At 68.7% G+C, this 12335-nt stretch carries 11 protein-coding genes; all 11 read left to right on the top strand.

What is annotated here, in order from left to right; genetic code table 11:
- Window positions 1-21 precede the first annotated feature (21 nt).
- The 11 genes from ACE3OV_RS04860 to ACE3OV_RS04810 are packed head-to-tail and all read left to right on the top strand — an operon-like array spanning window position 22 to window position 12323.
- Complete coding sequence (locus ACE3OV_RS04860) at window positions 22-2706, top strand: cation-transporting P-type ATPase (protein WP_374325584.1); 2685 nt, start codon at window positions 22-24, stop codon at window positions 2704-2706.
- A gap of 49 nt (window positions 2707-2755) precedes the next feature.
- Window positions 2756-3262, top strand: a complete 507-nt coding sequence (locus ACE3OV_RS04855) for a Na+/H+ antiporter subunit E (protein ID WP_374325583.1) — start codon at window positions 2756-2758, stop codon at window positions 3260-3262.
- Window positions 3259-3549 carry a monovalent cation/H+ antiporter complex subunit F gene (locus tag ACE3OV_RS04850; RefSeq protein ID WP_374325581.1) on the top strand — a complete coding sequence of 97 codons (291 nt, stop codon included), beginning with the start codon at window positions 3259-3261 and terminating at the stop codon, window positions 3547-3549. Before ACE3OV_RS04855 ends, ACE3OV_RS04850 begins: the two co-directional genes overlap by 4 nt.
- Window positions 3539-3844: a cation:proton antiporter gene (locus ACE3OV_RS04845; RefSeq protein ID WP_374325580.1), complete on the top strand. Its 306-nt coding sequence runs from the start codon at window positions 3539-3541 to the stop codon at window positions 3842-3844. The genes ACE3OV_RS04850 and ACE3OV_RS04845 overlap by 11 nt, the downstream gene beginning before the upstream one ends.
- A complete protein-coding gene (locus tag ACE3OV_RS04840) occupies window positions 3841-4104 on the top strand; it encodes a Na(+)/H(+) antiporter subunit B (RefSeq protein WP_374325578.1) in 264 nt (87 codons plus the stop codon). The genes ACE3OV_RS04845 and ACE3OV_RS04840 overlap by 4 nt, the downstream gene beginning before the upstream one ends.
- Entirely contained in the window at window positions 4101-4751 is a 651-nt protein-coding gene (locus ACE3OV_RS04835) for an MnhB domain-containing protein (protein WP_374325576.1), read from the top strand. The genes ACE3OV_RS04840 and ACE3OV_RS04835 overlap by 4 nt, the downstream gene beginning before the upstream one ends.
- Window positions 4748-5086 carry an NADH-quinone oxidoreductase subunit K gene (locus tag ACE3OV_RS04830; protein ID WP_374325573.1) on the top strand — a complete coding sequence of 113 codons (339 nt, stop codon included), beginning with the start codon at window positions 4748-4750 and terminating at the stop codon, window positions 5084-5086. Before ACE3OV_RS04835 ends, ACE3OV_RS04830 begins: the two co-directional genes overlap by 4 nt.
- The gene (locus ACE3OV_RS04825) at window positions 5083-6534 is read left to right on the top strand and encodes a complex I subunit 5 family protein (RefSeq protein ID WP_374325571.1); all 1452 of its coding nucleotides are present in this window, start codon (window positions 5083-5085) and stop codon (window positions 6532-6534) included. The genes ACE3OV_RS04830 and ACE3OV_RS04825 overlap by 4 nt, the downstream gene beginning before the upstream one ends.
- On the top strand, window positions 6531-8042 hold the full coding sequence (locus tag ACE3OV_RS04820; RefSeq protein ID WP_374325568.1) for a complex I subunit 5 family protein: 1512 nt from the start codon (window positions 6531-6533) through the stop codon (window positions 8040-8042). Before ACE3OV_RS04825 ends, ACE3OV_RS04820 begins: the two co-directional genes overlap by 4 nt.
- Entirely contained in the window at window positions 8039-8902 is an 864-nt protein-coding gene (locus ACE3OV_RS04815; RefSeq protein WP_374325566.1) for a GGDEF domain-containing protein, read from the top strand. Before ACE3OV_RS04820 ends, ACE3OV_RS04815 begins: the two co-directional genes overlap by 4 nt.
- Window positions 8889-12323: an ATP-binding protein gene (locus ACE3OV_RS04810; protein ID WP_374325563.1), complete on the top strand. Its 3435-nt coding sequence runs from the start codon at window positions 8889-8891 to the stop codon at window positions 12321-12323. The genes ACE3OV_RS04815 and ACE3OV_RS04810 overlap by 14 nt, the downstream gene beginning before the upstream one ends.
- The last annotated feature ends 12 nt before the right edge of the window (window positions 12324-12335 follow it).

Below are 12335 nucleotides of genomic sequence, written 5' to 3'. Positions count from 1 at the left end.
AACCCTTGCCGGAGGTCTACCGTGCATCCGTCAGACCAAAAACCACCCCATGCTGCGCACGCCGACGCTGTCCTCAGCGACCTGGCCACCGACAAGCTTGGCCTGACAACGCAGGAAGCCGCCCGCCGGCTCGCCGCAAGCGGTCCCAACCGCCTTCCCGCGCCGCCGCGGGACGGCCTGCTCAAGCGCTTCTTCAAGCATTTCAACGACATCCTCATCTACATCCTGCTGATCGCCGCCGGCATCACCGCGCTGCTCGGTCACTGGATCGACACCGGCGTAATTGTCGGCGTCGTCGTCATCAACGCGATCATCGGCTTCATCCAGGAAGGCAAGGCCGAGGAAGCCCTGGCCGGCATCCGCAAGATGCTGTCGGCCAGCGCCCAGGTGAAACGCCAGGGCGAATGGATGCAGATCGACGCGGACGGTCTGGTGCCCGGCGACATCGTCCGCCTGAAATCGGGCGACCGGGTGCCGGCCGACCTGCGCCTGCTCGAAGCGACCAACCTGCGCATCGAGGAATCGGCGCTGACCGGCGAATCGGTGCCCAGCGACAAGAGCGCCGACCCGGTCGCCGCTGACGCCGGCATCGGCGACCGCTTCTGCATGGCCTATTCCGGCACCCTGGTCGCCGCCGGCCGGGGCCTGGGCGTGATCACCGCCACCGGTCCGAACACCGAGATCGGCCGCATCAACCGCCTGATCGCCGAAGTCGAAACCCTGCAGACACCGCTGACCCGGCAGATGGCGCAGTTCAGCAAGCAGTTGTCGGTGCTCATCGTCGGCCTGGCCGTGCTGATGATCGCGGTCGGCATCGGTCTGCATGAGTTTCCCCTCGGCGAAGTCTTTCTCGCCGCCATCGGTTTCGCCGTCGCCGCGATTCCCGAAGGCCTGCCGGCCATCCTGACCATCACGCTGGCGCTCGGCGTGCAGCGCATGGCCCGCTGCAACGCGATCACCCGCAAACTGACTGCGGTCGAGACGCTGGGTTCTGTGACCGTCGTCTGCTCGGACAAGACCGGCACGCTGACCAAGAACGAAATGACCGCCCGCCACGTCATCACCCGCGCCGGCAACTACCTGGTCAGCGGCACCGGCTACGCGCCGCAGGGTGAAATCACGCTCGACGGGCAACTGATCGAACTGGCCGAACACGCACACCTGCACGCGCTGATCGAAGTCGTTGCCGTCGCCAACGACACCCACGTCGCCGAGGACGGTGGCCAGTGGCGGGTGACCGGCGAACCGACCGAAGGCGCGCTGCGCACGCTGGCGCACAAGGCCGGATTCTCGGCCGAGCGGCACACCCGGCACGCGACCATCCCCTTCGAGTCGGTCAACAAGTTCATGGCGACGCTGGCCGACACCCCGGCCGGCCTGCGCCGCATCCTGTTGAAGGGTGCCCCCGACCGCCTGCTCGACCGCTGCGCCGAAGAACTGGGCGCCGACGGCACGCCGCAGGCGCTCGACCGCGCCCACTGGGAGCGCGAAATCGACCGGCTCAGCCAGGAAGGCCTGCGCGTGCTCGCCGCCGCTGCCCGCCCGATCGACGACGGTCGCCAGCGTCTGGGCATCGACGATCTCGACAGCGGCATGATCTTCATCGGCCTGGTCGGCATCATCGACCCGCCGCGACCGGAGGCCATCCAGGCCATCGCCTCGTGTCACGGCGCCGGCATCCGGGTCAAGATGATCACCGGCGACCACGCCGGCACCGCCCGCGCCATCGGCATCGAGATGGGCATCGGCACGGCCGATACGCTCAAGGTCGTCACCGGCACCGAACTGGAAGCCGCCGACGACGAAGCGCTGCGCCACATCGTCCGCGACTGCGACATCTTTGCCCGCACCAGTCCCGAGCACAAGCTGCGCATCGTCACCGCGCTGCAGGCCAACGGCGAGGTCGTCGCCATGACCGGCGACGGCGTCAACGACGCGCCGGCACTGAAGCGCGCCGATGTCGGCGTGGCGATGGGCATCAAGGGCACCGAAGCGACCAAGGAAGCCGCCGAAATCGTCCTCGCCGACGACAATTTCTCGTCGATCGAACGCGCCGTCGAAGAAGGCCGGACCATCTACGACAACCTGAAGAAAGCCATCCTGTTCATCCTGCCGACCAACGGCGGCCAGGGCTTCGTGATGCTGGCGGCGGTCCTGTTCGGGCTGACCCTGCCGCTGACCCCGGTACAGATCCTGTGGGTGAACATGGTCGTCGCCATCACCCTGGCCATGGCCCTCGCCTTCGAACCGGCCGAACCGGGCATCATGCGGCGCCCGCCACGCAAGCCGGGAACGCCTATCCTCGACCGCAGCTTCATCATCCGCCTGGTCATCGTCTCGCTGCTCATCGGCGGCGCCACCATCGCCATGTTCGAAGTCGAGCTGGCACTCGGCATGCCGCTCGACCTGGCTCGCACCATGGCCGTCAACACGCTGGTCGTCGCCCAGGCCTTCTACCTCTTCAACGCCCGCTTCCTGACCACGTCCAGCCTGCGTCTCGACCTCTTGTTCACCAACCGGGCGGTGTGGCTAGCCGTCGGCGTGCTGTTCCTGCTGCAACTGGCTTTTGTCTACTTGCCGCTGATGAACAGCGCCTTCGGCACGACGCCGCTGGCGCTGCGCCACTGGCTGATCCCGCTGCTGATCGGCGCTGGCATCTTCCTGATCATGGAAATGGAAAAGCGCTGGCTGGTGGGAACGCGCTGAGTCTCCGCTTGTCTGTTCAGAAAACCCGGAACCCGACAGTCACCCGCTCATGACTCGCCGCCGCCAGACAAGCTCCGCCAGAACAAGCCACAGCGCCCTGCGCCGGGCCGGCATCTTCGCGCTGTTCTGGCTGGTCGCGGCCGAAGGCAACCTGAGCGCCTGGCCGCTGGCACTGGCCGGCGTTGTCGGCGCCACCGCCGCCAGCCTGTGGCTGCTGCCGGCGAAGACCCTGCCGCCGATCTCGCTACGCGGACTGGCCGTCTTCCTCGCCTGGTTCGTCCGCCAGTCACTGGCCGGCGGCTGGCAGGTCGCCCGGCTGGCCATCCAGCCACGGCTGGCCCTGCGCCCGGCGTGCATCGAATTGCCCCTGACGGTAGCGCCCGGCCTGCCCCGCCTGCTATTCACCGCCGCCCTGAGCCTGATGCCGGGCACGCTCGGCGTGCGCCTGCAAGGCGACACCTTGCTCGTCCATGTCCTCGACCGGCGACAAGCGCTGACCGACGATGCCGCCCGCCTGGCCGATCGTGTCGCCGCTGTCTTCGAGGAGACACGATGAACCTCGACATCGGAGCGCTCAGCCTGGCCCTGGCCGTCTTCCTGCTGCTCAACCTGGGTGCCGCGCTGTGGCGCGCGGCGCGCGGCCCGACCCCGGCCGACCGCATGCTGGCGGCGCTGCTGTTCGGCAGCACCGGTGTCGCCATCCTGGTCCTGCTGGCCTTTGCCGGTGGCCATCCGGCGCTGATCGACGTCGCGCTGACGCTGGCCCTGCTCGCCGCCATCAGCGGCATCGCTTTCGCCCAACGGGCCTGGCAGAAGCCGGGGGAGGAAGACGATGCTGCTTGATCTGGCCTCCACCCTGCTCCTGTTCGCTGGCGCCGCGTTCTTTTTCGCCGGCACGGTCGGCCTGCTGCGTTTTCCCGACATCTACACCCGCCTGCACGCGCTGGCCAAGGCCGACAACCTCGGGCTCGGCTGCGTGCTCGTCGGCCTGGCGCTGCAGGCTGACAGCCTGGCCGTGGCGCTGAAGCTGCTGGCGATCTGGCCGCTGGCGCTGATCGCCAGTGCCGCCGTCGGCTACAGCATCGCCCGCCGCGCCGAGCGCCTGGGCGTTGCGCCCTGGCAGGAGCGACAGCCATGAGCGCCGCCTTCGACCTGCTGCTCGCCGCCGCGCTGCTGTGGAGCGCCTGGCGCACGCTGGCGACACCGCAGATCGGCCGGGCAGTGATCCTGTTCATCGTTTTTGGCCTGCTGCTGACGCTGGCCTGGGCGCGTCTCGACGCCCCCGACATCGCGCTCGCCGAAGCCGCCATCGGCGCCGGCCTGACCGGCGCCCTGCTGCTCGACGCGGTCGCTGCGCTGCGTGCCAAGCGACCGGACGAGGAGGGGCCGCGATCATGAAAGCGCTGCTGCGCGGCCTGACCGTTGTCGCCCTGCTCGGCCTCGCCGCCGCGCTGCTGGTCGCCGTGCTCGGCCTGCCGCCGGCACCGCTCAAGCTGGCCGGCGAAGTCGCCGCCAACCTTGGCGCCAGCGGCGTCAGCCACCCAGTCACCGCCGTCCTGCTCAACTTCCGCGGCTACGACACCTTCCTCGAAGTCGCCGTCCTGATCATCGCCCTACTCGGCATGCTCGCTGCCGGCCTGCCACCCCCGCCACCGACCGGCAGCCGCAACGCCATGCTGCCGACCCTGGCCCGCCTGGCCGTGCCGCTGATGGTGCTGGCCGCCGTCTATCTGCTGTGGGCCGGCGCCTTCCGCCCCGGCGGTGCTTTCCAGGCCGCCGCCGTGCTCGCCGCTGCGGCCGTGCTGCTGCATCTGGCGGAAATCCTCGCTCCCTGGCCGCACGACCGGCGTGGCCCCCGGCTGGCGATCGCTGGCGGCTTCCTGCTCTTTCTTGCCGTCGCCGCCGCCTTGCTGGCCAACGGCGGCCTGCTGCGCTATCCGCCGGAACATGCCGGTCTGCTGATCGTACTGATCGAGAGCGGGCTGACCGTCTCGCTGGCGGTCAATCTGGCCGCCTTCTTCCTGCTCCGGACGGACAAGGCATGAGCACCGGCCTGATCTACGCCGCCACCGGCTGCCTGCTGTTCGTCCTCGGACTCGGTGGCGTGCTGCTGCTCAAGGCCTTGTTGCGCCGCATCCTCGCCTTCAACCTGATGGGCAGCGGCGCCTTCCTGGTGCTGGTCGGGCTGGCCCAGCGCGACGGCACGCCGGACCCGGTGCCGCAGGCCATGGTGCTGACCGGCATCGTCGTCGCCGTCGCCGCCACCGCGCTGGCGCTGACCCTGGCCCGGCGCTGGCACGCGCTGACCGGACGCGAGGACATCGCGCAGGTCGGCGACGCCGGCAGCCGGGCCACCGGGAAGAGGCGGGCAAGCCGATGACCCCGCTGCTCGATCCGCTCGCCTGGCTGATTCTGCTGCCGCTGCTGTGGGCGACGCTGGCCTTCGTCGCCGCCGACCGCCATGGGCCGATGCTGGCGCTGGCCGGCATCGGCGGCCAGTTGCTGTGCGTCATCGTGCTTGCCAGTGACGTTGCCAATCACGGCAGCAGCGGCCATCTGGCCGGCGGCTGGGCCGAGCCGCTGGGCATCCGCCTGGTCGCCGACGGACTGTCGCTGGCCATGCTGCTGCTCACCCAGAGCGTCGCGCTGGCACTGGCGCTGTACGCCCGCAGCTATTTCCAGCAGGCAACGCCGCCGGCCTTCTGGCCGCTGACCGGCTTCCTGCTCGCCGGCATGAACGCGCTCTTCCTCTCCGGCGACCTGTTCAACCTCTACGTGACGCTGGAACTGGTCGGCCTGGCCGCCGTCGGGCTGGTCGCTGCCGGTGGCGGCGCAGCGCAGATTGCCGCCGCCTTGCGCTATCTGCTGGCGACGCTGGTCGGCTCGGGCGCCTACCTGTTCGGCGTGGCGCTGATCTACGGCAGTTACGGCACGGTGTCGGCCAGCCTGCTCGGCAGCCTGATCACCAGTGAGGCACCGCTCGCCGTGTGGCTGGCCGGCGGCCTGATGCTGACCGGGCTGCTGCTGAAGACCGCGCTACTGCCCTTCCATTTCTGGTTGCCGCCGGCCCACGGCGGCGCCCCGGCACCGGTTTCGGCGCTGCTCTCGGCGCTGGTGGTCAAAGCCTCGTTCTATCTCTTCCTGCGCCTCTGGCTCGGTCCCTTCGCCGCGCTGAGCGAGGCCCTGCCGGCGCTCGCCCAGGTGCCGGCCGCGCTCGGCGCCGCTGCCATCCTCTGGGGTTCGTGGCAGGCCATCCGCGCCGACCGGCTGAAGATGCTGGTCGCCTATTCGACGGTTGCCCAGCTCGGCTACCTGTTCCTCATCTTCCCGCTGCTCGGCACCGGCGCCCTGGCGCTGCAGGCCGGCATCCTGCAAGCGACGGCGCACGGCCTGGCGAAGGCGGCGATGTTCGTCGCCGCCGGCACGCTGATCAAGGTCGGCGGCAGCGACCGGGTGCTCGGCGTCGCCGGTGCCGCCGCGCATCTGCCGGTCACCTTGTTCGCCTTCGCGCTGGCCGGGGTGACGCTGATGGGCCTGCCGCCATCGGGCGGTTTCCTGGCCAAGTGGCTGCTGATCGACGCCGCGCTCGCTGCCGGTCAACCGTGGATCGTCGTCGTCGCGCTCAGCGGCGGGCTGCTTGCCGGCGTCTACGTATTCCGCGTGCTGCGCCTGGCTTTCCGCCGGCCGACCACGCACGATGACATTCCCCTGCCGCAGCGGCCCGCCGCCCTGCTCGAATGGACAGCGTTCGCGCTGGCCGCCGGCAGCGTGCTGATCGGCCTGGGCGCGGCGCCACTGCTCGCCCTGATCGCCGGAGTCCAGTCATGACCAGCAACCAGTGGCTGCCGCTGGCGGTGATCGCCTCGTCGCTGTTGCCCGGGCTGATCATCTTCGCCCTGCCGGAAAAGCGCGTCGCCCTGCGCACTGCGCTCAACCTCGCCGGCGCACTGACCAAGGTCGGACTGGTCGGGCTGCTCATTGCCGGCGTTGCCGCCGGTGAAGAATACGGCCTGCGCCATGCCATCGCTCCCGGCATCGAGATCGTCTTCAAGGCCGACGCCCTGGCCCTGCTCTTCGTCACGCTGTCGGCGGTGCTGTGGCTGTTCACCACGCTGTACGCGATCGGCTACCTCGAACACGCGCCGCATCGCAGTCGTTTCTTCGGTTTCTTCAGCCTGTGCGTCACCGCGACCATGGGCATCGCCATGGCCGGCAACCTGTTCACCTTCTTCGTCTTCTACGAGTTGCTGACGCTGGCCACCTTCCCGCTGGTCGTCCATCGCGGCACGCCGCAGGCCATGCGCGGCGGCAGCATCTACCTCGCCTACACCCTGGCCGGCGGCGCCGCGTTGCTCGCCGGCATCGTCTGGCTCGACCATCTGGCCGGCCCCGGCGAATTCACCCAGGGCGGCCTGCTCGCCGGTATCGATGGGCTCGATCCGCTGACTTTGCAGATCATCTTTGCGCTGCTGATCGCCGGGGTCGGCGTCAAGGCCGCCATCGTTCCCCTGCACGGCTGGTTACCGCAGGCGATGGTCGCCCCGGCCCCGGTCTCGGCGCTGCTGCATGCAGTTGCCGTGGTCAAGGCCGGCGCCTTCGGCATCGTCCGCATCGTCTATGAGATCTACGGCGTCGAATTCGCCCAGTCGCTCGGCCTGCTGCTGCCGCTGGCCATCGTCGCCGCCGTCACCATCCTCTGGGGTAGTACCCGGGCACTGTTCCAGAACGATCTGAAAAAGCGCCTGGCCTTCTCGACCGTCAGCCAGGTTTCCTACATCGTCCTCGGCGTCGCGCTGTTCGGGCCGCTCGGCACCATCGGCGGCCTCGTCCACCTCGTGCACCAGGGCATCATGAAGATCACGCTGTTCTTCTGCGCCGGCAATTACGCCGAGACCCTGGGCATTCACAAGGTCAGCGAAATGGACGGCGTCGGCCGGCGCATGCCGCTGACCACGCTGGCCTTCAGCATCGGCGCGCTGGGCATGATGGGCGCGCCGCTGACCGCCGGTGCGGTAAGCAAGGCCTGGCTGTCCGACGGCGCCAGTGCAGCCGGCATGGACTGGGCGATCTGGGTACTGTGGGGGTCGAGCCTGCTCAATGCCGCGTATTTCCTGCCCATCCTGTACCGGGCCTGGCTGAAGGCGCCGCCGGCTCGCTGGCCGCACGAGGAGATTGCCGCCCGCGGCTGGCGCGAAACTGCCTGGCTGCTGCTCTTGCCCCCTCTGTTCACCGCCGCCGCGACGGTTGGCGTCGCTCTCCTGGCCGAGGCCGATTTCAGTCCGCAGGCCTGGGCCCAGTTGATTGCCCAGCGGGAATACAGCATGCTCGCCCCATGAAACTCCCCCTGCCCCTTGCCGCAGAACTCTCGTGCCGATTGCAGCGAGGCGTGGGGCTGGCCGCCATCGGCATGGTCGTCCTGATCGGCTACCTGCACCTGAAGGCCGGGCTGGCTTACGAATTCCATCTTTTCTTCATTGCTCCCGTAGCACTGGTCGGCTGGCTGGCAACGATCCGGCACGCCTACCTGATCGCCACACTGACCGTCCTCCTCTGGTACCTTGCCGACCGCCAGCTCGCCGGCGACAGCACCGACCCCTGGCCGCTGCTCTTCAATACAGCGGTCCGTCTCGGCATATTCATCGCCATTGTCTGGCTACTCGGCCAGTTGCGCGACGTCCTTGCCCGCGAATCGAAACTGGCCCGCGAGGATGGGCTGACCGGCCTCGCCAACCGGCGGGGCTTCCAGCTGCTCGGACAGAGTCTGCTGGCGCTCGCCCGCCGCCAGCAGATGCCGGTCAGTGCGCTGTTCATCGACCTCGATCACTTCAAGGAGGTCAACGATAGCTTGGGCCATGATGTGGGTGACGCCGTGCTTGGCGTGGTTGCCACCGGCCTCGGCGCACGCCGGCGCAGCGGTGACCTGATCGGCCGCCTGGGCGGCGACGAATTTGCGCTGATTCTCCCCGGCACCGGTGCAGCCGCCGGCCGCGCCTACGCCGAAGCACTGAACGAACGACTGCTGCTGGCGATGCGCGAACATGGCTGGCCGGTCACTTTCAGCATCGGCGTCGTCAGCTTCGCGACCGCCCCCGAGCAGCTTTCGACCTTGCTGAACGAGGCCGACCGCCTGATGTACGAAGCCAAGAACGCGGGGCGCAACTGCATCCGCTGCGGATCGCCGGATGAAACTCCCTGATCTGCGCGCGACCACCTGGTTACGGGTACTGCTCATCCTCCTCGGCGGCTGGTTGCTCGCCGCTGCCATCGAGCACATCGACCATCGCCAGGGCGAACGGGCGGCCATGCGCGCCACCGAATTGCGCCTGCAGAGCGCCGCCTTGCGCCTGGAAAAAACGCTCAAGCAGATCCTGCAGGTCAATTACGACTTCGCCGCCGCACTGCCCGCCGACTACGCAATCGACGAAGCCCGCCTGCGACCGCTTGCCGAAAGGCTGGTGGCCAGCCACCCGCGGCTGATCAACATCACGCTGTCACGGCAGATGGAAGTCGTCTTCGTCCACCCCTTTGCCGGCAACGAAGCCGTTTTCGGCATGAACTACGCCAACCGACCCTACATCATGGCCGGCGTCGAGCGGGCGATGGCCGCCCGCGACACCGTCCTCACCGGCCCGGTCAAGCTGGTCCAGAACCAGCGGCTCGGGCTGGTCGGCCGCACCCCCGTCCATTTCGCTGCCGGCGACGGCAAGGCACAGGTGTTCCAGGGCATCGTCTCCTGCGCCATTGATTTCGAGGGCGTTCTCGCCGATGCCGGCCTGCTCGACCCCGCACCGGCGTTTTCCCTCGCCATCCGCGGCCGCGATGGCAGCGGTGCCCAGGGCGATCCTTTCTTCGGCGATCCGGCACTGTTCAAGCAGCCGCACGTGGCGATCGACCTCGACCTGCCGGGCGGCCAGTGGCGACTGGTTGCGGTGCCGACGACCGAGGCCAGCCCGCTGCGCAACTGGACCATCCGCGGCATCATCGCCCTCCTCACCCTGCTTCTCGCCGTCCGCGCCGGCGCCGGCAACGGCAGTCTGACCGGCATCGCCATCCGGCTGCCGGCCAGGCGCCAGATCGGACTGCGCGGCTTCCTGCTCGGCGCCCTCTTCCTGGTCCTCCTGCCGATCATCGGCATCAGCGGCTGGATCGCCTACCGCAACGCCGGCGACGCCGCCGACCAGTTCACCCGCAGCGCCGCGGAAAGCCTCAGCCAGCGCGCCCACAACCGGGTCAGCAACTTCTTCGAAGTGCCGCGACGGGTCGTCGCCTTCAACGTCGAGCGAGCTCGGGCCGGGCTACTCGATACCGGCGACCGGCCGCGGATGATGCAGGACTTCCTCCTGCAGATCCGGCAGCAGCCACTGCTCACCTTCATTTCCGCCGGCATGACGGACGGCGAGTACTACGCCGGCAGCCGGCCACCGCTCGGCCCCGACAAGGGCCTGCGTCTGCTCTACGCCCGCCGCGCCGAACAACGCATCATGCAGATCCACCGCGTCGACGACGCGGCCCGCCGCACCACGCTGGTCGGCTACGGCAACGACGAATTCGATGCCCGCAGCCGCCCCTGGTTCATCGCCGCCCGCGACTCGGGACGCATGGCCTGGTACTCGCCCTACCGTTACGTCATCAACGACCAGCTGGGCGCCTACGACACCATGGGCATTGGCATGTCGGCGCCACTCCACGATCCGGCCGGCAGCTTCATCGGCGTCACCACCGCCGACGTCGCGCTATCCCAGCTGTCTACCCTGCTCCGCGAACTGACCGACGAAAGCGGCGGCATCGCCTTTCTCGTCGACCGCGAAAACCGCCTGCTCGCCAGCTCGACGTCGGCCCCCATCCACAACGCGGGCCAGCGTTTCCGCCTCGCCGACAGCGCCGATCCCCTGCTGCAGGCGACCGGCCCGCTGATGCTGGCCGGCGGCGCCCCGGAAGGGTCGCGCTTCTTCGCCAGCGACGGCGAGCGTCACCTGCTCGACTGGCACACCATCGTCCTGGAAAACGGCCCGGCACTGAGCATCGGCGTGATCCTGCCACAATCGCGTTTCGACATGCTGACCGCCGGCATGCTGCGCAACCTCGCCTATCTTGGCCTGGTCATCGGCGTCTTCGGCATCGTCGTCGGCCTGCTCGCCACCGACTGGGTTTCCCGCCCGCTCGCCCGCCTCGCCCGCAAGGCCTCGCGCATGGCCGCCGGCGACTGGCAGACGGAAATGTCGGCGGCAACGCCGATCCGCGAAGTCCGCACGCTATCGTCGGCGCTCGCCGACATGGCCCGCCAGTTGCAGCGCCACACCGAACACCTCGAACGCCAGGCCGCCGAGTTGCGCAGCGGCAACGAACGCCTGCAGGCCGAGGTTGCCGAGCGGATGAAATCGGAAGCGCACATCCAGGCGCTCAACGTCGACCTCGAGATCGCCAACCAGACCCTGCTCATCGCCAAGGAAGCCGCCGACTCGGCGAGCAAGGCCAAATCGGCCTTCCTCGCCAACATGAGCCACGAACTGCGCACGCCGATGCACGGCATCATGGGCATGGTGTCGCTGGTCCGCGCCCGGGTCGCCGAGCCCAAGCTGCAGCACCAGCTCGACCGGGCGATGGAAGCAGCCAGCCGGCTGCTGCTGATCCTCAACGAAATCCTCGACCTGTCCAAGATCGAAGCCGACCGCCTGACCCTGGACCGGGTCGAATTCAAGCTGGCGCCGGTACTCGACAACGTCGCCGCGCTGCTCGCCCACAAGGCCGCCGACAAGGGCCTCCGCCTCGACATCCAGCCGCTGCCCACCGCTGCCGGCCAGACCTTCGTCGGCGACGCGCTGCGCCTCGGCCAGGTGCTGATCAACCTGGCCGGCAACGCCGTCAAATTCACCGAACGCGGTTCGATCACCATTGCCGCCGACCTGGTCAGCGAAACCGCCGACGCTGCCCTGCTGCGCTTCACCATCCGCGACACCGGCATCGGCATCGCCCCGGACGTCCAGCAGCGCCTGTTCAACGCCTTCGAGCAGGCCGACAGCTCGACCACCCGCAAATACGGCGGCACCGGCCTCGGCCTCGCCATCTGCAAGCGGCTGGTCGCCATGATGGGCGGCGAGATCGGCGTCGACAGCCAGCCCGGCGTCGGTAGCACTTTCTGGTTCACCCTGCGCCTCGGGCGGACGGCGCAGGAACCGCCGGCGCTGCCAGCGGCAACCGACGACAGCGAGGTCCGGCTGCGCCAGCACCACGCCGGCGCCCGCATCCTGCTCGCCGAAGACGAACCGATCAACCAGGAAGTCACCCGGGAACTGCTGGAGCAGGTCGCCCTCGTCGTCGACCTCGCGGAAAACGGCGAAATGGCCGTCAGCATGGCCGGTGAACAAGCTTACGAACTGATCCTGATGGACATGCAGATGCCGCTGTTGAACGGCCTCGACGCCACCCGGGCGATCCGCGCCGGCGGCCCCAACCAGCGCACGCCGATCCTGGCGATGACCGCCAACGCCTTCAGCGAAGATCGCCAGCGCTGCCTGGAAGCCGGCATGAACGACCACGTCGGCAAGCCGGTCGATCCCGACCAGCTCTACCGGCACCTGCTGCACTGGCTGGAAGCCGACAAAAAAGCCGAAGACTGAGCTTCGGCTTTT

Origin of the sequence: Azonexus sp. (assembly GCF_041909095.1) — a bacterium.
Lineage (GTDB): Bacteria > Pseudomonadota > Gammaproteobacteria > Burkholderiales > Rhodocyclaceae > Azonexus.
This window is presented reverse-complemented; position numbering and strand designations above follow the sequence as displayed.

Excerpts from the sequence above, each read along its gene's own strand:
- ACE3OV_RS04845 (WP_374325580.1), top strand. The coding sequence starts at position 3,539 with ATGCTGCTTGATCTGGCCTCCACCCTGCTCCTGTTCGCTGGCGCCGCG.
- ACE3OV_RS04815 (WP_374325566.1), top strand. The coding sequence starts at position 8,039 with ATGAAACTCCCCCTGCCCCTTGCCGCAGAACTCTCGTGCCGATTGCAG.
- ACE3OV_RS04810 (WP_374325563.1), top strand. The coding sequence starts at position 8,889 with ATGAAACTCCCTGATCTGCGCGCGACCACCTGGTTACGGGTACTGCTC.
- ACE3OV_RS04825 (WP_374325571.1), top strand. The coding sequence starts at position 5,083 with ATGACCCCGCTGCTCGATCCGCTCGCCTGGCTGATTCTGCTGCCGCTG.
- ACE3OV_RS04830 (WP_374325573.1), top strand. The coding sequence starts at position 4,748 with ATGAGCACCGGCCTGATCTACGCCGCCACCGGCTGCCTGCTGTTCGTC.
- ACE3OV_RS04855 (WP_374325583.1), top strand. The coding sequence starts at position 2,756 with ATGACTCGCCGCCGCCAGACAAGCTCCGCCAGAACAAGCCACAGCGCC.
- ACE3OV_RS04850 (WP_374325581.1), top strand. The coding sequence starts at position 3,259 with ATGAACCTCGACATCGGAGCGCTCAGCCTGGCCCTGGCCGTCTTCCTG.
- ACE3OV_RS04820 (WP_374325568.1), top strand. The coding sequence starts at position 6,531 with ATGACCAGCAACCAGTGGCTGCCGCTGGCGGTGATCGCCTCGTCGCTG.
- ACE3OV_RS04835 (WP_374325576.1), top strand. The coding sequence starts at position 4,101 with ATGAAAGCGCTGCTGCGCGGCCTGACCGTTGTCGCCCTGCTCGGCCTC.
- ACE3OV_RS04840 (WP_374325578.1), top strand. The coding sequence starts at position 3,841 with ATGAGCGCCGCCTTCGACCTGCTGCTCGCCGCCGCGCTGCTGTGGAGC.